14 protein-coding genes are annotated in these 20,446 nt (G+C 47.9%); 10 read left to right on the forward strand and 4 right to left on the reverse strand.

The annotated features are described in order from the left end of the window. Positions 1-59: 59 nt before the first annotated feature. Complete coding sequence (locus QUA03_RS14140; RefSeq protein WP_333212931.1) at positions 60-1,142, reverse strand: cytochrome P450; 1,083 nt, start codon at positions 1,140-1,142, stop codon at positions 60-62. A gap of 138 nt (positions 1,143-1,280) precedes the next feature. Continuing rightward, positions 1,281-1,886, reverse strand: a complete 606-nt coding sequence (locus tag QUA03_RS14145; RefSeq protein ID WP_333212932.1) for a hypothetical protein — start codon at positions 1,884-1,886, stop codon at positions 1,281-1,283. 680 nt (positions 1,887-2,566) lie between these two features. Here QUA03_RS14145 and QUA03_RS14150 point away from each other — a divergent pair. Then, a complete protein-coding gene (locus tag QUA03_RS14150; RefSeq protein WP_333212933.1) occupies positions 2,567-3,175 on the forward strand; it encodes a COP23 domain-containing protein in 609 nt (202 codons plus the stop codon). A 134-nt stretch (positions 3,176-3,309) separates the two neighbouring features. Here the strand turns inward: QUA03_RS14150 and QUA03_RS14155 are convergent, their stop codons facing one another. Then, on the reverse strand, positions 3,310-3,531 hold the full coding sequence (locus QUA03_RS14155; protein ID WP_333212934.1) for a hypothetical protein: 222 nt from the start codon (positions 3,529-3,531) through the stop codon (positions 3,310-3,312). 128 nt (positions 3,532-3,659) lie between these two features. Here QUA03_RS14155 and QUA03_RS14160 point away from each other — a divergent pair, with 128 nt between their 5' ends. The 3 genes from QUA03_RS14160 (at position 3,660) to QUA03_RS14170 (ending at position 7,618) form a co-directional block, all read left to right on the forward strand. Then, entirely contained in the window at positions 3,660-3,824 is a 165-nt protein-coding gene (locus QUA03_RS14160; protein WP_333212935.1) for a hypothetical protein, read from the forward strand. Continuing rightward, positions 3,814-5,160 carry a COP23 domain-containing protein gene (locus QUA03_RS14165; protein ID WP_333212936.1) on the forward strand — a complete coding sequence of 449 codons (1,347 nt, stop codon included), beginning with the start codon at positions 3,814-3,816 and terminating at the stop codon, positions 5,158-5,160. Before QUA03_RS14160 ends, QUA03_RS14165 begins: the two co-directional genes overlap by 11 nt. A gap of 217 nt (positions 5,161-5,377) precedes the next feature. Next, positions 5,378-7,618, forward strand: a complete 2,241-nt coding sequence (locus tag QUA03_RS14170; protein WP_333212937.1) for a phosphoketolase — start codon at positions 5,378-5,380, stop codon at positions 7,616-7,618. 570 nt (positions 7,619-8,188) lie between these two features. On the opposite strand, the gene QUA03_RS14175 is transcribed toward QUA03_RS14170, so the two are convergent. Then, positions 8,189-9,007, reverse strand: a complete 819-nt coding sequence (locus tag QUA03_RS14175) for a methyltransferase domain-containing protein (RefSeq protein ID WP_333212938.1) — start codon at positions 9,005-9,007, stop codon at positions 8,189-8,191. A gap of 299 nt (positions 9,008-9,306) precedes the next feature. Between QUA03_RS14175 and QUA03_RS14180 the strand changes: the two genes are divergently transcribed. The 6 genes from QUA03_RS14180 to QUA03_RS14205 all read left to right on the forward strand — a co-directional run bounded on the left by QUA03_RS14180 (position 9,307) and on the right by QUA03_RS14205 (position 20,272). After that, the gene (locus QUA03_RS14180; protein WP_333212939.1) at positions 9,307-9,978 is read left to right on the forward strand and encodes a response regulator transcription factor; all 672 of its coding nucleotides are present in this window, start codon (positions 9,307-9,309) and stop codon (positions 9,976-9,978) included. 122 nt (positions 9,979-10,100) lie between these two features. After that, the gene (locus QUA03_RS14185) at positions 10,101-12,056 is read left to right on the forward strand and encodes a CHASE2 domain-containing protein (protein WP_333212940.1); all 1,956 of its coding nucleotides are present in this window, start codon (positions 10,101-10,103) and stop codon (positions 12,054-12,056) included. Positions 12,057-12,288: 232 nt separating this feature from the next. Next, on the forward strand, positions 12,289-13,161 hold the full coding sequence (locus QUA03_RS14190; RefSeq protein ID WP_333212941.1) for a DUF928 domain-containing protein: 873 nt from the start codon (positions 12,289-12,291) through the stop codon (positions 13,159-13,161). Positions 13,162-13,187: 26 nt separating this feature from the next. Continuing rightward, the gene (locus QUA03_RS14195) at positions 13,188-16,964 is read left to right on the forward strand and encodes a tetratricopeptide repeat protein (RefSeq protein ID WP_333212942.1); all 3,777 of its coding nucleotides are present in this window, start codon (positions 13,188-13,190) and stop codon (positions 16,962-16,964) included. 420 nt (positions 16,965-17,384) lie between these two features. Then, on the forward strand, positions 17,385-18,173 hold the full coding sequence (locus QUA03_RS14200; RefSeq protein ID WP_333212943.1) for a calcium-binding protein: 789 nt from the start codon (positions 17,385-17,387) through the stop codon (positions 18,171-18,173). 380 nt (positions 18,174-18,553) lie between these two features. After that, a complete protein-coding gene (locus QUA03_RS14205) occupies positions 18,554-20,272 on the forward strand; it encodes a S8 family serine peptidase (protein ID WP_333212944.1) in 1,719 nt (572 codons plus the stop codon). Positions 20,273-20,446: the final 174 nt, after the last annotated feature.

Genomic DNA, 20,446 nt, shown 5'->3' on the forward strand with positions numbered 1-20,446 from the left:
TAAGTTTCCCACGATCCCAGACCCATGCAAATACTACCCTTGACAATTTCCCTTTTTCCTTAACTTGTCACCAATGGTCTGTGGGTCAAATAAATCGAGCCGACGACAACCGTGCCCGGTTCGAGTTGATGTCCCATCAGTTCCACGGGCGCGAGCACTTCTCGCGGAAACGTCAGCATTGCCACGGGGTAAATTCGCAGCGTCTCCTGACAAACTGCACTCAGGTAAGGTAAGCGGAAAATCTCCATCGGGTCGGGATTTTTCCCCAAACTGTCCAATTCTTGCAGCAACTTCTGGCGCACCGACGGCAAGTGGTGAATCCAGTAAAATGCCCAAGCTAGGGCCGTTGCTGTGGTTTCGTGGCCTACAAACAGCAGCGTCATCAACTCGTCGCGCAATTCTTCATTGGTCATTGGTTGCCCGTTTTCGTCGCGCGCGGCCATCATTAAGCTGAGAATGTCGGTGCGGTTGGCATCAGGTTGCAGTCTGCGTTCTGCAATTTCGCCGTCCATCAGTTCGTTAATTTTCCGCTGCTGCTGTTTCATCCGTCCCCAAGGACTCCAAGGCCCCCAATCTTGCTGCATCCAGCCTAGAAACAGCATACTCGATCGCAAAGGAGAGCCGATCGTATCGATAATCGCAGCCAGCAGCGGGGACAGTTGCTGCAACCGTGGCCCGTCATCCAGACCGAAGACAGCCTGCAAGATTACCCGCATGGTGACTTCCTGCATCGCGCTGCGGGCCACAAAAGGTCGATCGACCGACCATTTGCTGGCAACATCTTGAGCGATATCGCAAATTAGTTGGCCGTAATTCCGCATCCGTTCCCCATGAAAAGGTGGCATTAATAATTGCCGATCGCGTTTGTGCTTTTCTCCAGAGATCACAATCATGGATTGTTCTCCCAGCAAGGGTTTAAGAATACCGTTGATCTCGCCTGGAGCGTCAAAAGCTTTGCTGTTGAACATTTCCTGGATGGCTTGCGGGTTGTGGATCATCACGAATGGTTTGAGCTTGCTCCATCGAGTCGTGAAAATCTCCCCGTACTTTTTGGCAGATAGATCCAGGTATGTCAGCGGATCGCCAATCCATTGAATTAGCTGCACGAAGCGGGGGCTTTTGGGGCCGTCAGGTAGTGTCATAGGAATTACCGGGTTTTTGGTCACAGGACTTAGCAGCATCAAAAAACTTCACAGGGTTTGAAGGTTTATTCAATCCCTCCCAACCCTTGTTTTTAAGGGGAGAATTGTGTAAGTCCCATCTCCAATAATTTTAATAGCTTATTCTCGAACTGTGCTCAAAATATCCTCTCCAAGCTCTGTAAAACGAACTGTTTTGATTTGCCAAGGAGCATAACTGGTTAAAGTTTGGCGCACGCCCCCGAACAAACCTAACATTTGACAACTGGACAGATTTTGCAATTTCTGCCGTGAACTTCCCGATGCACGAAGATCCACGGTAGCTATTCCGAGGTCGCGATTGATCGTGAGGCGATAACCAGCCAAACCAAGACTATCGAAAATCTGCTGGTTTAACACTTCATTAACTGCCGATGACATTAACTGGCTCTCTGGGCCTGTAACTGTTTCCAGCTTCAGAGTTTGACACAAATTATCTACCTTATAAACCGTAACGGTGACAGTATTTTCTGAGATGGTAGCACTGCCTAAAACTGAGGCAACAGAGTTAGAAGGTTGCGTTAATTGACTCGATCGAGCCTCAATTTGATTTCCCATTAGCTGTAGGTGTTGGAACTGACGGGCGCTTGTTGAGAGTTGGCTCTGGTTTTCGGTTGAGGTAGCTGCATCTGAGCTAGAACAACTGCTACCGCCTATCAAAATCAACCAAACGCCTAAATATCCTAACTGTTTGCAGATACGGTTCATAGTTTTTAATACTCTACTAAACGTCAGTGTATGGAGGGTAAATTTTGGTGGTAGAAAGCACTTAGACCCTGATTACACTCACTTAGAAGTATTTCCCGCAGTACGGAGATGAAAACAAGTTAAGAGTTCTTGTTAATACCTGGATTTTAGTGTTAGATCAGGTAAGAGGGGTTTTACCCCTCGATGGCGTAACCCCGTAGTTTACCTGTCTCAGCAGATCAAGCTCGCGACCCAGCTCGTAAGTGATATCAAATACCTTGTCAGTGGTGTGATGTACCGTTGCAACTCGATCCTTTCCAAGGTCTGAGGTGAAAAGCCTCTTCCGGTTGGTAAAAGCCTGAGTTTGATTAGTAGTAATGAGGACAGAATTGCGACTTGCGCGGGCATTTTAAGCTCGGCTTCGGAGCGCTTTTTTAACAGCGCCGAAATGGCGGTTAGAGGGAACGTGCAAGTCGCGAACAATATCAAAACTTACGCATCAAGAGCAAAAAAACCGGGTTTTTTAACCAGGCATAAGGGCTGCAACGAAGTGTTTTCGTAAAAAAAACTGGTTTCTGGTCAAGTCGCGAATCACATAATTCCTCAGTCAGCGGATCTTTAACGAACAGGCGTGTCAAGGGTGTTATCGCAGCATTCGGTGATTTTTGTGCCGAATCTCATAAAAACACAGTGAAAAAATCATGAAACAGCAATTATTGACAAAAGTTTTTGTGGCAACAGCGATCGCCCTCAGCGGCCTGACGGTTGCTTCTCAACCGAGTTACGGTCGGCGAGCATCGGGGGAAAGTGGATTTTGGTGCAGTACCTCGACCGGTGCGCCGGTGACGGTGTACCAAAACGCTCAAGGTGCTGTAGAGCCTTGGATTGAGTGGACTTCCGATTATTTCTCCGGTTCTGGCTATGATCCGGCAACTCGGTGTCAATTAGTGAGTCAACGCCTCGAAATCTATCGCCGCCAACGAATGCTTAAGTACATTACTGCGGGCCAAATGAACGGCCAGAACGTCATCTGCACGGCTAATCAAGTTAATGGGCGGTGTCAAAATTTGATTTATACCCTCAGACCCGGCCAAGACCCGATTGGCTCTTTGTATAATTTGTTGGCTTGGCGCCAAGGATATGTCGGGATGCCGTCTTTTGATGAAACCAGTAAAATTCCTTACATTGATGTCAGCGAAAAGCTAGGGGAAAGTATGGATGATGAGGCGCAACTACCCCCTTTTCCCCACCGTTCGGACAGCCTTAAAGATTGGCAAATTTTCCATCCCATCACCAATTCCAAGGATTGATGTGGCAACTTTGGCGGGTCAAACAGCGGTACGCATCCCGACGGGAATGTCTCCTGGTTCTGGGACGATCGTCCGGCAGCAGGGCTAAACCTATAGGGTGCTGACTAACTAGCAGGTTGTGGCGATCGGACTTGTCAGCGACGACAGCCTCCTCCACCCACTGCTAGGAGTTCTGAGGCGGCTTGGTGATATCGATCGGGCGATCTTTCAGTTTCGCAGCGCGATCGAGTATAAAATAGCACCATTGAGCTTTGAGCCAGGAGCGGTGTCTGAGCCAGTGTTGGCAGTAGGCTTTCCTGCGGGTGCTGAGGTTGGGAGTTTCGCTGACCACGAATTTCAAAGGTGGTACCCACCACGTGATTTATCCGTGGAGTCAATCCCAAATCGAAAATCGAAAATCCTCAAGCCCCCGCATTTATCCGTGGGGTCGCCTCTAAAATCTAAAATCTAAAATCTAAAATCGATTGACGCGGGCTTCGTTTCGGTGCTGCTACCCAAATCTTTGCCTCAAGGTTATAGCTTGGGCTATACAAATGAGGTTAAAATCGGTACGAGTGGCAGCCCGATTTTTAATGCCAAAGGTTTCTTGGTTAAGATTAACGGTAGGGGCAAGTATCGAGATTCAAATTTTGGCGTCTATGAAGAATGAAGATGGAAGTGAACCAACAGCGGAATTATCGGAGAAAAAGGTTAAATCCTGTTGGGGAATTCCGATTAGTATATATTTGCAGTTCGCCTCGTCTCCAGAAAGGGAGTTATCGATGAATGTGTGGAGTTTGCGGTTTGACGCGCTGACAATCATCTTGACAGGTGCATTAACAGTGACGGCGGTTGTCAGCCAACAATATGCTGCCTGTGCCAAAACAGCCGAAGAAATTGCCCAGCTAGCGACTTTGACAACTGTGGAAGTCAACAATACACTGGGTTTTTTTGCTAGTGGATCGGGAGTAATTATTGCCAAACAGGGTAATATTTACACTGTTCTGACAGCTAATCATGTGGTGGCAAGCCTCGCTCAAAAATACAGCATTCGCACTCATTTGGAGAAGGATTATGCTGCGATTAGAATACAGCGCTTACCGAAAAATGACAGGGATATAGACTTGGCTTTGATACAGTTTCAGAGCCGAGAACAGTATCCAGTAGCACCAATGGGCGAGTCAGAACGTGCTGTTGTTGGTTCTGCTATTTATGTTTCTGGGTATCCGCTGCCTATTTCGGGATTTGAACGAAAACTTGAGTTTACTGCTGGTATCATCTCTTCTCGCTTAGGCAGCGCCTCATCAGGGTATCGTCTGCGCTACCAAGCTGTAACCAGGCGCGGGATGAGCGGCGGGCCTGTATTTGATGCTGATGGCAGGGTGGTAGGAATTCACGGCCAGGGGGATACTGTTGGCACAATTAGGAGTCAGTGGAACGGTCAGATTGAGGAGATAAAAACGGGGTTGAACGCGGCAATCCCGATCGATGCTTTTAGGGAGTTGCTATCACAAAATAAGCATAACGGTTTTGATATTCTCAGCAATCTTTCTATCAGCAGCGCCTCGGATCAAAACCAACCGAATCAGGGTTATGGAGGATTTGTCTGCGATACCTCAACGGGCGAGCCGGTGACTGTGTATCAAAATCCGCAAGGTTTCAGGGAGCCTTGGATTCGCTGGAGTTCCAATTTCTTTTCTAGTTCGGGCTACGATCCTCTAACTCGCTGCCAACAAGTCACTCAGCGCCTTGAGAATTATAACCGAAATAAACAGCTAAATTATGTGACTGTGGGTATGGTAAATAACCAGAAAGCGATTTGCACGACTAGCCGTGTTAATGGGCCTTGCGAAGGTTTGATCTACACCCTGCGGCGCGATCAAGATCCGACTCCTGCACTGAGCAGTTTTTTTGTTTGGCTGCGGAATCAAAAGGCTGTGCCTTCTCTTTCTGAAAGCGGTACTGTGCCTTATATAGATGTTAGGGAACGGCTGGAACAATTTTAGATTTGGGGTTTGAGATTTGAGATGGATTAGTAATGCGTAAACACAGAACCCCGACTCATGAAAAAAGTCGGGGTTCTCAAACAACTACTTATTAGCTTAAAAATTGAGATATTTTCCTTATTTATCACTGACATAATAGAACTAATGATTTTTTGGAACACGGAAGCTATAAAATTACTCTTACATTAATCCAATTCCAATTTTTCAGGTATCAAGCATGACAGCAACTACTCCGCAGGCAACGTCAACAACGCCCGCTTTTTGTGAAGGCATTCAATATTTTTCTGAAACAGTCCCTGGTTTTGACACTTATGGGAAAGCACCTGCGATCGCCGAGGGGAGCAAGTCGATCGCAGATCCTGCCGATCCCGTCGCCGTCTTTCAAACGATGCTGGGAGCAGACGCGCTGCGCTACCTGACACTGCAAGTTACCGCTAGCAAGGCATCGGGACATCCGGGGGGTTTTGCTAGCCAAGCTGAGGCTTATGCCGCTTTGGTGATGCTGGGACACAAGAACATTGTCACCGAAGTCGGCCATCACGCGCCAGGATTTTACAGTGCCATGTTTCTCGATCGATCTTTGGAAGATATGGGAATTTTCAACGTGCAGCAAGTGCGCGATAAATTCCGAGAAAAAGACGGTTTGTTAGGACATCTTTCCGGTTTCATTCCCGGCCTTTTAGCACCGGCCGGCCCCCTCGGACAAGGGCAGCATTTCGCAATGGCTGGAGCGCTTTTGCACCGCGAAAAACTGTTTGCTTTCACAATGGGTGACGGCGGCATGGGCGAACCCTATCCAATGAGCAGTATGGCGCATTTCCACACTGCTTATCCCAGCGTTACTAACTTTTTGCCTGTGTTGGTTTGGAACGGATATTCTCAGGAACATCACAGCATGGTTTCGACTAAAACTAATGCTGAAATGATTGCTTATTGGCAAGGCAACGGTTTTGAAGAAGTTATCTTAGTTGATGCTAAGGAATTTGACGATAAAAATCAACCGGAAGATTATGTTGACAGCACTGCTTTTTCGCTCGAACAGCGCATGGCATTTACCAAAGCTGTTTTAGAAGGAGTTGACAAAGCGGCAAAATCTGCTCTCGGCGGCAAATTAACTGCGTTTATTATCAAACAGTTGAAAGGTGCTGGCGTCCACGCGCGCGGAGCAAAATCTCACAACCTTTATCCAAAAGATACGCTGGATGCTCCGCACATTATCAGTGCTTTAAAAGAGCGCGCTTTGACTGCTGCTGCTTGGCAATTGGTGCGGACAAATTGCGAGCGTGCGGGCGGCGGCCCGGCGGCGAAAACAGTTGTTACTGAGTTTACATTGCCGCTGGCAGATTTAGGCGAATTACCTTTAGAAGAATTTTCAGTTGGCGGAGAAGCGAAGATTTCGACAACAGCAATGGGAAGTTTGGTAGGGAAAGTCGGCGAGCGCGATCGTACTTTTCTTGTGACTAATGCTGACGGCAACGAAGCATCGGCAATTGCCAACATCAACCAAGCTCTAAAGATTATCCACCCAACGACAGATGACCTGTACAATCAATCGCCCAACGGTCAAGTTTACGAACCTTTGAGCGAAGATGCTTGCGCTGGTTTAGCTGTAGGTTTATCGCTATTCGGAGCGCGGAGTTTGTGGTGTTCCTACGAATCTTTTGCCATCAACGGTTTACCAATTTGGCAAACTGTAACCCAAGCAATGGCAGAATTGCGCCGTCCAACTCCGGCAACTGTCACCTTATTTACAGCGGGTGCATTGGAACAAGGCCGTAACGGTTGGACGCACCAGCGGCCGGAAATTGAGGCTTATTTTGCGGCGATGATGCGGAACGGAAATGTGTTTCCTTTGTTTCCACCGGATGCTAACAGTATTCAAGCTTGTTACGAGTGGGCTTTGACTGCTAAAAATAAGGGAGTTGTGATTACTGCAAGCAAGTCGCCACTGCCAATTCGCACTACTTTTGAACAGACTCGCCAAGGTTTGCAAGACGGTGCAATAGTTCTGCACGAAGTCGATTCCCCGCAAGCTTCCCAGAATCAAGGGGGGAGCAAGAAAGTTGTGTTTGCAGTTGTCGGCGACATGACGTTAATGCCTGTGTTTGAAGCGGCGGCATTTTTGGAAACAGAAGGCATTGGAGTGCGGATTGTTTCTGTTGTGAATCCTCGGCGTTTGTATCGTGCTAGCGATGTTGCTTGGGATACTTGTTCGGAAGCTGACGGCGGCTTTTTGAGCGATGAGAAATTTGCGGAATTGTTTGGCGGAGATGCCTTGATTGGTGTGACAGGCGGTGCTTCTGGGATGTTGGAACCAGTGATGCTCCGCAGCAATTGCAAGCGGGATACTTTTGCTTGGAAGCGGGGGGAAACTACTGCTAGTGCTGGTCAGTTGATGGCGTTTAATGGGTTGACTGCTGAGGCGTTGACTAAAAGGGCAATCGAGCTAGTTCATTAAGTTAGAATGTGAGTGAATGCCCCTGCCTGGTTTGTGCTGGGTAGGGGCTAGTAATATTTAAAATAGGATGGTGATAGCTATGACAGCAAAAATTTTAGAAGAAAGGCGAAGAACATGAAAGCTTTAAAAAAGCGCTCGCTAATATGAAAATTTATAACTTTGATATTAATTTTTTTAGAATCGGAATTATTTCTATCTCTCTTCTCTTAATCTGCGTGAATCTGCGTCAATCCATTGTCATCTGCGGTTAAAAATTTCTCTTTTTTTAACGGCAGATGAGGGCAGATAAACATAGATAAACGCAGATGGATTATATCAAGTCCGGTTGCACGAGCGGTGCTTTTTGGCTGTTGACTATGTTTGACGCCCGACGATGCTACCGGATTTGATATGATACGATTCTAGAGATATTCGTGCAGCTTTAAACTAATGCTGAGGGGATAATTTATTCTGAAGTTTTTCCTGGTTTGCTGTTAAATAAGTTTGATTTGTTGGCTGGGAATGTAGCGAGAGTGCTAGAGGCTGTGCTGCGACGAGACATCAATATTGTGTGAAATATCTGTCTTAATTTTATTGCTTTTTTTCCCCGCAAGCCATTAACCAAAAACTCATCATCGATCGATCGCCCGCCGCAAAAAACTTATCCCGCGAAACCAGATAGCTGGCTATTTCCGACTCTGAAATCAACCCCTGTTTGACCATCTGCAAAATGGGTCCGGAGTCAAGCAAAGGTTGAAATGCCTCAATTCCCATGATATCGCTGTGGCTGACAACCGCTTCTAAATCAACGCTAACAAACCCAGCTTCTTTGAGAATGCGGCACAGATTTCGCGCGACGCATAAATTGCCGCCCCGCGATGCTATCACCTGCTTGAATTTCTCGCGGACAATCTCGACTGACCAAGGTGGATTTGTCAGCCAAAACAGATCCGCATCGCTATCAATAATCACCAGTTTTCCGCCAGGCTTCAAGATGCGGAATATTTCTCTAGCTGCTGCGACGGGCTCTGGGAGGTGAACGAACAGCAAACGGGCGATCGCAAAGTCAAACGTGTTATCATCCAAACCAGTATCCGCCACCGATGCTTGAATGCGATTTAATCGATCGCCCCCTTTGTCCTGCAAGTATTCTACTGCTTTTTCGTGCAGTACCGGGTCAATTTCTACCGCTGTTACCGAACTGTTTGGCAGCAATTCTAACAGTTTTTCGGTGAAAAATCCCGGCCCGCTACCCGCTTCCAAAACATTCATCCCGTCGGCTAAACCGAACCACTTTAAAGTGCGCGCTTCCTTTTCCCAACTGAGGAGAACTTGACCTTTTAACCGCTGAATTTCTGCGTCAAGTTCCAGATTGTACGTGCTTACTTGATACGAACCTTCGGCTGCCATAAAATCATCCTTTTTCCTGCTTCGACACCTAGATTATAATAGAATTGCACTTTAGCGCAATTCTCGTTGCGGACATCCACAACCCCAGTTGGCGGACAGATGCAGGACGGGAGCCACGTAATTCCTCTATTGTAAGAAGATGACAGAGACAATTTTAGATTTGGGATTTTGAATGAGAATTTCAGCGGTTTAAAGCCCCTAGTTTCAACTAGGTCACAAATCGAAAATCGTAAATCCCAAATCTAAAATGGGTGGACGGATTAACTAAACTGACGATGTTGTGTGGCAACTAATCAACTATGCCCCAGACTTTACCTCAACCGCAGAAACGAACATTTTTAGTTGTAGATGACCATGCGATGGTGTTAGGTGGCACGCTTAACATTCTGAAGCAAGAATATCCAGAGGCAGACATTCTGACGGCTCCGACGGCTCAGGCTGCCCTTGAGCAAATAGCGCAGACTACCCCGGATTTGGTGATTGTGGATCTGGTGATGCCAGAGACGATCGGCGAAACGGCGCAAGCAAATTCAGGGCTTCAACTTCTCAAAACGTTGATGGAGAAGTATCCGAGTCTGAATATTGTGGTGCAGAGTGCCCATGTTCGGACTTTAGTTTGGCTGAAACCGTCGATCGACAATCACATGGGCGGCTTCACAGTTGTCGATAAAAGCCAGCCGATGAAAGACTTGCTGGCGATGGTTGATTGGGCGCTGCATGAGCGGATTTATACACCCAGAGAGATCCGCAATGGGCTGCAACTCAAACCCGCCTGGATGCAGGTGTTGCAATTTGCTTTTCACGAGAGCTTACAGGATACTGCGATCGCCAAACGAATGAATGTTTCTGAACGCACTGTGCAGTATTACTGGACTAAGATTCGAGATGTGCTAGAGGTGTATCCTGATGATGATAAGAATCTGCGGATTCAAACGGAAGTGCGAGCTAGGGAAGAAGGATTGATTGATTAGTGATATCAAGTCTGGTTAATTACTTATAAGTCCTGTACGGGCATCGGGCATCGGGCATCGGGCATCGGGCATCGGCCAAACAGTCGTACAAAAGTATGATAACTATTCAACCGGACATTATTATGAAGCGTGATCGAAAACAAGCAGTGAAAGCAGGTGTCACGACTTGGGGACGAGGAGCGCTTCCAGGGTTGATGGTGATTGTCGCTGTGATGATGGCTAGATTGAGCGGTGCGCTTCAGTTTTGGGAGTTGGTTGCGTTCGATCGATTTCTGCGTTTGCGTCCTCCTGAGTCAATGGATGAACGGATTGTAATTGTCGGCATCACTGAGGAGGATATTCAACGCGCTAGAACTTATCCGATTCCCGATCGCGATATAGCCCATTTACTCAAACGCTTGCAGGCCTATCAACCGAGCGCGATCGGGCTGGATCTTGTCCGCGATATTCCGGTTGAACCGGGTAATGCTGAACTGGCATCGGTGTTTCGCAGCAGCAAGAATGTGATCGGAGTGGAGATTGCTTTGCCCGATCGCAGTGGCTTTACCGTCGCACCTCCGCCCGCGCTACCACCCAAACAGGTTGGCTTTGCAGATTTCGTACTCGATGCGGATGGCTACCAGCGCCGCAGTTTATTGGGTACTAACAACGATCGACAGGAATACCGTTTTTCCTTCGCGCTCCGGCTGGCAGAACTCTATTTAGCAACCCGAGGAATTAAGCTAGGTAATGGAATTCGCGATCGGGAGGCGATGCGCTTTGGCAGCATTGAATTTACCAGAGTGCAGTCAAACTGTGGCGGATATGTGGGGGCGGATGCAGGCGGGAACCAAATTTTACTGAATGTTCGCAGCGGGACAATGCCATTTCGCGTGCTTTCCCTGGAGCAAATCAAGGGGGGACAAGTAGATGCGAACTGGATTCGAGGCAAAATTGTGCTGATTGGGATGATGTCTTTTAGCGCGAAGGATTTGGCAAGTTCGGGTGCGATCGCAGGCATCAATCCCGGACAGATTTACGGAGTCGAAATGCAAGCCCACGAAACGAGCCAGATGATTAGTGCGGTGCTCGATCGGCGGCCGTTGCTTCAGGTTTGGGGGGAGGGCTGGGAAACGCTCTGGATTGCGGTCTGGGGACTCTTGGGGATGAGTTTGGGACGATTTCTGCGATCGCCCTGGAAAATTTTGATCGGGATCTTAGTCGCTACTATTAGCCCGATCGCGCTCTGTTACTGGTTCATTCTTTTGGGATGGTGGGTGCCAATCGTGCCTGTGTTGCTCGTACTCGTGTTGAATGGGGCTGGGTTGACGGCAGCGTTATTTTATCGCCACGAACAGGAACTCCGACTGCGGTTGGAGGAACGTCAGTTTGCGATCGAGCAGACCTTTAATGCAATTCACAGTGGCCCGTTACAAACATTGGTTGGAATTTTGAGAACTGCTCAAGAACAAGCCACACCGCCGTTATTTCTACCGGAGTTGCAACGCTTGAATCAAGAATTGCGGGCCGTTTACGGCTCTGTGCAACGAGATGCGATCGCAGATGAACCGCATCTTCGCATGGGAAGTGCGATCGAATTGGCCCTGCAGGCTCCATTGCATGAATTGCTCTACAAAGTCTATTCCAACACGCTCGAACAAGAACTGCCTCACCTCAAAACGATCAAATTCAAAATTGTGCAGTTCGATCCTTTGAACACCTCGCATCTGCGGTTGGAACACAAGCGAGCACTCTGCCGCTTTCTGGAAGAAGCGCTCTGCAATGTGGGGAAACACGCGATCGAAGCCACTCGCTTGACTGTAATTTGCACTCAAGAAGGCGATCGGCAGGTGATTCGGGTGGCGGATAATGGTAGGGGGAAACCGTCTCAGTCAGAAACGCTTAGCTTGGCCCAAATCGAGCGAGAGAGGGAAACAACCGAAGATCCAAACCCTAAACTTCAACCTTCAGGATTAGGAACCCAGCTTGCAAAGAACTTAGCCAAACAGTTAGGCGGAGCATTTCGGCGCTACCCGAATCAACCGAAGGGGACAGTGTGCGAGTTAACCTGGCCAGCGAAACGGCGGTGGTTCTGGTAATTGGTTGGGTTCACGCTTGTTATATCAACCGTCAAGACGGTTAGGGTTCGATCGCCCCTAGCCAAGGGCGGGCACGGGGGCACTGCCCCTACTAAGGCAGGGACAAGAACTTGGTCAAAGTCCCCCTTATTAAGGGGGATTTAGGGGGATCGAGACTCGGCTACCAGCGAGAGATACATAGGGTTTCAGGCTTAAGTTGTCACCAATAGTCCAGGACTATTCCCAATGCCCAATGCCCCATGCCCCATGCCCGATTCCCAATATCTTTGCACCTTCCCGCAAACAACGCTTGCGGGCAGTCCTCTATTGTGTTTGTGTATTGTTGATTACTTTAGAAATAGTTACAGAGGGGATTGCGATGATGACTCACGAGTTGAAGCGTCGAACCATTTACTCTGCGGGCATTGCGAGTTTAATGCTGAGTGTTTCGTTCTGGATCGCTCCTGTAGCGCTGGCACAATACACTCCTCCTGAAAACCCTTCTAAACCGAAAGAAACGGGGACGAATACCACTCGCGGCGGCAGTTGCGAAGCTAATTCATCGGCGAGATTGACTGCCTTAGTGCCGTTTAGCCATGTGGGAGAGACGATTTCTGGGCATCCGACTTTTACCTGGTTTGTACCCGATCGCACTCCTCGTCCGTTGCTATTCCGGCTGTTTACTCGCACGGGACAACTGCTTTACAGAACCGAGATGCAGAGTCAACCAGGAATAATGTCGGTTGCTTTGCCCTCAAATCTGCCCCAACTGTCGATCGGGCAATCCTATCAGTGGCAAGTGGTGTTGGTGTGCGATCCGAATGTTCCTTCGAGGAATGTCGTGGCGGCGGCAGAAATCCAAGTCGTTGGGCCTGCGGCTTCGTTGCAGACTCAACTTGCAGCGGCGCAAACTCCCCAACAGCGGATCGACCTGTATGCGGAGTCTGGGCTGTGGTATGACGCGATCGCGGAAGCGCGCAAAGCCTCTGAGATTTCTCAAAACCAAGCGGCTGTGCTGGAATTGCTAGATTCTCTTGCTAGTTCGGAAGCCGAACCTTTGAAAGATTGGAGCGATCGATTGAAGCAAATTAGGGCGATCGAACAACAGCGCCAAGGACAGCGCTAACCTTCGCAATCTAAAGACTAAATCCTATGAAATCTTTCTCGCTAAAACTGCTTAAATCCAGCAATTGTAAAGTGCGATCGGGCTTCCTCTTTCCCCTCGCCTTTTGCCTGTTGTCTGTTGCTTTTTATATTCCTCCGTACTCCCCACTCCCCGCTGCTGCTCAAACTACCGATGCTCGTAAAAGTGAGGCCGATCGGCTAATGAAGCAGGGGCTTCAACAGTATAAGACTGGTCAATTAAGAGCAGCGCTGAATTCCTGGGAACAGGCACTGGAAATTTATCGCGCCATCAAAAACCGCCAAGGGGAGGGTTGGGCACTGGGCTTTTTGGGATTCGCTTACGACTCTCTAGGCAATAATGCCAAAGCCATTGAGTATAGAGAGCAGAGTTTAGCCATCGCCCGCGAAATTAAAGACCGCCAATTGGAGGGTGCTGCACTGGGCACTTTGGGAGATGCTTACCGCTCTCTGGGCAACTATGCCAAAGTCATTGAGTATTCACAGCAACGTTTAGCCATCACCCGCGAACTTAAAGACCGCCAAGGAGAGGGTGCGGTACTGGGCACTTTGGGAGATGCTTACCGCTCTCTGGGCAACTATGCCAAAGCCATTGAGTATGCACAGCAGAGTTTAGCCATCGCCCGCGAACTTAAAGATCGCAAAGAGGAGAGTGCAGCACTGGGCAATTTGGGATTCGCTTACCTGTCTCTGAACAACTCGGCCAAAGCGATTGAGTATACACAGCAGAGTTTAACCATTGCCCGTGAACTTAAAGACCGCAAAAGGGAAGACTTAGCACTGGACATTTTGGGAATCGCTTACCGCTCTCTGGGCAACTATGCCAAAGTGATTGAGTATGCACAACAAAGTTTAGCCATCGCCCGCGAACTTAAAGACCGTCAAGGGGAAGGTAAAGCACTGGGCATTTTGGGATCTGCTTACCACTTTTTAAACAACCCTGCCAAAGTCATTGAGTATTCACAGCAACTGTTAGCGATCGCCCGCGAACTTAAAGACCGCGAAAGGGAGGGTTGGGCACTAGGCAGTTTGGGAATCGCTTACCACTCTCTGAGCGATTATGCTAAAGCGATTGAGTATGCACAGCAACTGTTAGCGATCGCCCGCGAACTTAAAGACCGCAAAGGGGAAGGTGTGGCACTGGGCACTTTGGGAGATGCTTACCGCTCTCTGGGCAACTCGGCCAAAGTCATTGAGTATTTACAGCAACGTTTAGCCATCGCCCGCGAACTTAAAGACCGCCACATTGAACGTTTGGCACTGGCGAATTTGGGAGATGCTTACTACTCTGTGGGCAACTATGCCAAAGCCATTGAATATGGGCAGCAGAGTTTAGCCATCGCACGCGAAATTAAAGACCCCGAAAGTGAAGGTGTGGCACTAGGCAATTTGGGACTCGCTTACCGCTCTGTGGGCAACTATGCCAAAGCCATTGAGTATGGGCAGCAGAGTTTAGCCATCGCACGCGAAATTAAAGACCCCGACAGTGAGGGTGCAGGACTTGCTAATTTGGGACTCGCTTACCGCTTTGTGGGCAACTCTGCCAAAGCCATTGAGTATGGGCAGCAGAGTTTAGCCATCGCACGCGAAATTAAAGACCGCCACATTGAACGTTTGGCACTGGCGAATTTAGGAGGTGCTTACCACTCTCAGGGCAACTATGCCAAAGCCATTGAGTATTCGCAGCAACTGTTAGCCCTAGCACGCCAAATTAAAGACCGCCAGAGCGAGGATTTGGCACTGGGCCTTTTGGGACTCGCTTACCGCTCTCTGGGCAACTATGCCAAAGCCATTGAGTATTTACAGCAACAGTTAGCCGTCGCCCGCGCAATTAAAGACCGCCGAGGTGAAGGTGTGGCACTGCGCCTTTTGGGAATGATTTACAGCTCTGTGGGCAACTCGGCTAAAGCCATTGAGTATGCACAGCAACAGTTAGCCATCGCCCGCGAAATTCAAGACCGCCAGAGGGAGGGTGAAGCATTGGGCAATTTGGCAGATGCTTACAAATCTCTGGGCAACTCGGCCAAAGCCATTGAGTATGCAGAGCAGAGTTTAGCCATCGTCCGCGAAATTCAAGACCGCCGAGGTGAAGGTGTGGCACTGGGCGGTTTGGGACTCATTTACCTTGATCTGGGCAACTATGCTCAAGCCATTGAGTATGCACAGCAGTGGTTAGCCATCGCCCGCGAAATTCAAGACCGCCAGGGGGAGGGTGTGGCACTGGGTAATTTGGCAGATGCTTACTACTTTCTGGGCAACTCGGCCAAAGCCATTGAGTATGGACAGCAGACTTTAGCCATCGCCCGCTCCATTAAAGACCGCAACGGGGAAGGTAGGGTACTCAACCACCTCGGAGTGGCGTTCTTGAAAGCTGGCAACCCAACAGAAGCTGACAAAATGCTCGTGAATGCCATTCAAGTTTGGGAATCGATGCGGCAAATGCTCGGCTCCAACGACGCGAATAAAGTCTCCATCTTTGAAGGACAAGTCAGCACCTATAACTTTCTGCAACAAGTCCGGGTGGCTCAGAATAACCCCAATGCCGCGTTAGAAATTGCCGAACGGGGACGTGCCCGTGCCTTTGTCGATCTCCTGACACAGCGCTTATCCTCTGGTGATGTCAGTTCGCTCATCGCCACTGCTCCCAACCAGGATCAAATCCGCCAAATCGCCAAAGCACAGAACGCCACTTTGGTGCAGTATTCCATCATCTACGAGATGTTTGAGATTCAGGGCAAACAAGTAGGGCGAGAATCTGCGCTCTACATTTGGGTAATTCAACCTACGGGTGAAATTACCTTCCGCCAAGTAGACCTCAAACCCCTCTGGCAAAAACACAACGCCTCTCTAGCCAACTTAATTATTGGCAATCAAGAATTCCTGGCTGTCCGCAGTCGCAGCAGTCTTGGCTCTACCCAACCCCAACCCAACTTACCAACACTGCATCAACTGCTGATTGACCCCATTGAAACGCTTTTGCCAAAAGATCCCAATGCCCGCGTCATTTTCATTCCCCAAGGTTCGCTCTTTCAAGTACCCTTCCCCGCCCTGCAAGATGCCAGCGGCACTTACTTAATCGAAAAACACACGATTCTCACCGCCCCCTCGATTCAAGTATTGGATTTGACTCGACAGCAACGGCAGAAGTTAGCACAGAAGCCAACCAACAGTGGCAGCGCTCTAGTGTTGGGCAATCCCACGATGCCGAGTGTGTCTCTTTCTCTGGGAGAACCCAAACAGCAATTGTCTCCTCTACCTGGGGCCGAAGCTGAAGCTAGAGCGATCGCCCCTCTGCTCAATACTCAAGCCATTACGGGCGCACAAGGTACAAAAGCCCAGATCGTCCAAAAAATGCCCCAAGCATCGATTATTCATCTGGCAACGCATGGATTGCTGGATGATGTGCGCGGATTGGGAAGTGCGATCGCTATGGCTCCTTCTGCCAGCGATGACGGCTTATTGACCGCAGAAGAGATTTTCGATATGAAACTGCAAGCAAGCTTAGTCGTTTTGAGTGCTTGCAACACTGGAGAAGGCAGGATTACCGGGGATGGGGTGATTGGCTTGTCGCGGGCGTTGATTTCGGCAGGAGTGCCGAGTGTGATTGTTTCTTTATGGGCGGTTCCTGATGCGCCGACATCGGAATTGATGCAGGCATTTTATCAAAACTTGCAAAATAATCCCGACAAAGCACAGGCATTGCGGCAGGCAATGTTAACTACGATGAAAACTCATCCCCAGCCGCGAAATTGGGCAGCATTTACTTTAATTGGGGAGGCAGAGTAAGTTTTTATTAATAGCGAATTGGCTCAATGTTTTTCTCCTAAATTTTATCCTAAGTTATATCAATTCCGGTTGTACCGGAATGATAGAGCAGACGGCAGTGCCGTTTCCCTACCCAAAATAACATTGTAGGGAAACGGCACTGCCATCTCCTTTTCGGATACTAATAATTCCGATGCAATCGGAAACGATCTTTATTCTTTAGTCGGCGCAGGCCGACTTTGTTTTTGTAGACGCGGTTTCAACCGCCGAGTTATCTCAATCTCTGATGGAAGTGAACCATCTACTCTACATGTTCACATACTTTGCACTTTTCCGCAATCTATTTTGCACCCCATACTTAATCAAGTCTGTGGGTAGAACGAATGATTTTCCCATCTGCGTTGCTTAAGATTTAAGTCAAGTATTAAGAGGATTTTTTTTATGTCTTTACAACCCGATACGTCAGAACTTCGACGCTTAATTGGCGACAATACATCCGAATTTGTTACTTTGTCGATCGCAGATGCAACTAATTTTCCTTTGGGAGTTTGGATGCTTGCAGGTGACGATTTCGTCACTGGCTCAACAGCTAATGATTTGGTTTATGGCAATGAAGGAGAAGATATTATCAGCGGGGACTTGGGCAACGATTCTTTATTCGGAGGAAAAGGTAAAGACTTCCTGATTGGAGATGATGGAAATGACTCTCTCAGCGGCGGTCAAGATGCAGATTTTCTGATAGGTGGTGCGGGAAATGATATTCTCTTGGGCGGTAGAGGCAATGATTTTTTAGTCAGCGGTAACGGAAATGACACTCTGGTGGGAGGTTTGGGTCGCGACATTTTAGGAGCTTTGGATGATAATAATAGTTCAATCAAAATCGGGGGCAGCAATTTGTACGTCCTCCAAGCAGAACCCGGAGTTACAGATGTCAACAATGCCGATTTTATTGTAGGTTTCAGACCCGCTTTCGATCGAATAGGATTGGCCGACGGTTTGACTGCTAGCGATGTAGACTTGCAATACGTGACAAACGTCACAGTTTTATTTGGGTATGATGCACCAGAAAGTGCCAAACTATTTACCCCGCCCGGTACATTCGATCTTCAACCGATCCAGAGTCAAGGCACTCTAATTAAAGTTAGGAATTCCGGCGAGATAGTAGGCTTTGTGTCAAATGTAAGAGTGGCCGATCTTCAAGGTAGTATTATCTCGGTTCAGGGATTTTAATCACTTTTTATAGCCATTTATGAATAATTTATTTCTCATAAATGGCTCTTGAAAATTTCAGTATTTAAAAGCGAAGTTTATATCTAAAAGAGGACTAATTAGTTATATTATTTAGTCCTCTTTGAGAGGACTTGCGCTATCAGACAGGGAATTAATTCCCTGGCGAACTGTGGAATGAATTTTTGTTCGCGATCCCGTCTCAATCTTAACACTGATGGAAGTAAACCATCTACTCTACATATTCACCTACATTGCACTTTCCCGCAATCTATTTTGCACCCCGTACTTGATCAAGTCTGTGGGTAGACCGGATGATTTTTCGATCTGTGCTGCGTAAGATTTAAATCAAGAATGAATCTAAATATCTGAGGTTTTAAATTATGTTAGACATCACAACAAATCCTAACGATCGCCTTTATTTCAATCAACAGCCAAACGAGTTCGCTACATCAACATTTCCGGCTAACAGCGACTTGCTCAACCCAGCGATCGCTCCACTGAATGCTTCTGGTTACAGTCCTGAATCTAGCTTGACTAATCTCACACCATCGTGCATCGACCAACAGACCCAGATCGCAGATTTTATTGTAGCTAATGCAGGCGAGGGCCTCAGTGTCTCTGCGGGCGATCGAGTTAGTGGCGATGTCGCCGATGCTCAACTCAAACCGCAGTCACAATCGGCGAATATAAACGCAGATCCACTAACAGGAATGACATCTGCTTCTGGGTTGAATTCCTCCGATCCAGGTAACTATCTTTTGACAGCTCGTAATATTCTTGGTGTTGAGAATGGTAGCATCAACTTAACTGATTTTGTCGGAGTTGGAGATTCCAACCATTTCTATCGATTCGATATCAACACTAAAAGCAATTTTAACCTGCGTCTAGACGGTTTGAGAGCGGATGCTGACGTAAAGCTAATTCAAGATAGAAACCGCAACGGTGTAGTTGATTTTGGGGAAACTATTGACTACTCTCTTGAGAGTGGCACTGTTCCCGATGTGATTAATGTACCCAATCTGGCTCCAGGAACATACTATGTCCAAGTCTCTAGCTTTTTAGGCAACTCTACTAATTACAATCTGAATCTTTCTGCCACCTCTATTCCTGAACTAAATATTCCCACACCTAGCGGTACTTTTAATAGTAATGACGGCTACGGTTTGGTGAATGCAAATGCAGCAGTTTCTAGCACCTTAAACGGCTCAAATCCTTTCCCTGATATTCCTGATTTGGGCGGGAATAATTGGGCGCTAGATCTCATAAATGCACCGGAAGTTTGGAATCAAAACATTACAGGAAATGGGATTGTTGTAGCTGTCGTGGATAGTGGTGTTGACTACACCCATCCTGACTTGGATGACAATATTTGGCGGAACGCTGGTGAAATTGCTGGAAATGGCATCGATGACGAGCGCAATGGATATATTGATGATATTCGGGGTTGGGATTTTGTGGCTAGCGACAACAACCCAATGGATCTGGATTTCGACGGTCACGGGACTCACATAGCAGGTGCGATCGCGGCGGAACGAAATGATTTTGGCATCACAGGAGTTGCGCCCAATGCTAAGATTATGCCTGTCAGAGTGTTAGACACCTTTGGTTACGGCGAGTTGAATAATGTTGCTGCTGGAATCCGGTATGCTGCTGATAATGGAGCCAATGTAATTAACCTCAGTTTGGGAAATGAGTTTTACCCTTCCAACGTAGTAAATAACGCAATTGAGTATGCAAATAACAAAGGCTCTGTTGTGGTGATAGCAGCGGGAAATTCGGGTTTTAGCCAACCAGATTACCCAGCTCGTAATGCCGATCGCTTGGGAATTGCCGTGGGCAGTATTGATATAAACGGCAGGATGCCTGACACCTCAAACCGTGCGGGTTCCACAGCTTTGGATTACGTAGTTGCTCCGGGAGTAGACATCTATTCTACAACTCCCTATAGAACCTATGACACCCTAACTGGCACATCTATGGCAACGCCACAGGTAGCGGGTGTAGCGGCTTTAGTTTTGAGTGCCAATCCGACTTTAACTCCAGCTCAAGTTGAGCAAATTTTGACGACAACAGCTAATCGGAATGGGTTGATAGGATAGCATTGCAAATCCCCACTTAAGTCCTGGGGACATTAATCGAGCATTAGAGCAGACGGCTCTGGATATGGACGATCTAAACACCCCAGGTTTTGATTTTGGACTTGACTATGCCAGTGGGTAATGGTTTGATTCAAACCGATCGCCCGATCGCTAAAATAGTCGTCTAATTCAGAT

It is taken from the genome of Microcoleus sp. S36b_A4, from assembly GCF_036700645.1.
Classification (GTDB): Bacteria; Cyanobacteriota; Cyanobacteriia; order Cyanobacteriales; family Microcoleaceae; genus Microcoleus.

Excerpts from the sequence above, each read along its gene's own strand:
- QUA03_RS14140 (WP_333212931.1), bottom strand. The coding sequence starts at position 1,142 with ATGACACTACCTGACGGCCCCAAAAGCCCCCGCTTCGTGCAGCTAATT.
- QUA03_RS14145 (WP_333212932.1), bottom strand. The coding sequence starts at position 1,886 with ATGAACCGTATCTGCAAACAGTTAGGATATTTAGGCGTTTGGTTGATT.
- QUA03_RS14150 (WP_333212933.1), top strand. The coding sequence starts at position 2,567 with ATGAAACAGCAATTATTGACAAAAGTTTTTGTGGCAACAGCGATCGCC.
- QUA03_RS14165 (WP_333212936.1), top strand. The coding sequence starts at position 3,814 with ATGAAGAATGAAGATGGAAGTGAACCAACAGCGGAATTATCGGAGAAA.
- QUA03_RS14170 (WP_333212937.1), top strand. The coding sequence starts at position 5,378 with ATGACAGCAACTACTCCGCAGGCAACGTCAACAACGCCCGCTTTTTGT.
- QUA03_RS14175 (WP_333212938.1), bottom strand. The coding sequence starts at position 9,007 with ATGGCAGCCGAAGGTTCGTATCAAGTAAGCACGTACAATCTGGAACTT.
- QUA03_RS14180 (WP_333212939.1), top strand. The coding sequence starts at position 9,307 with ATGCCCCAGACTTTACCTCAACCGCAGAAACGAACATTTTTAGTTGTA.
- QUA03_RS14185 (WP_333212940.1), top strand. The coding sequence starts at position 10,101 with ATGAAGCGTGATCGAAAACAAGCAGTGAAAGCAGGTGTCACGACTTGG.
- QUA03_RS14190 (WP_333212941.1), top strand. The coding sequence starts at position 12,289 with ATGCCCCATGCCCCATGCCCGATTCCCAATATCTTTGCACCTTCCCGC.
- QUA03_RS14195 (WP_333212942.1), top strand. The coding sequence starts at position 13,188 with ATGAAATCTTTCTCGCTAAAACTGCTTAAATCCAGCAATTGTAAAGTG.
- QUA03_RS14200 (WP_333212943.1), top strand. The coding sequence starts at position 17,385 with ATGTCTTTACAACCCGATACGTCAGAACTTCGACGCTTAATTGGCGAC.
- QUA03_RS14205 (WP_333212944.1), top strand. The coding sequence starts at position 18,554 with ATGTTAGACATCACAACAAATCCTAACGATCGCCTTTATTTCAATCAA.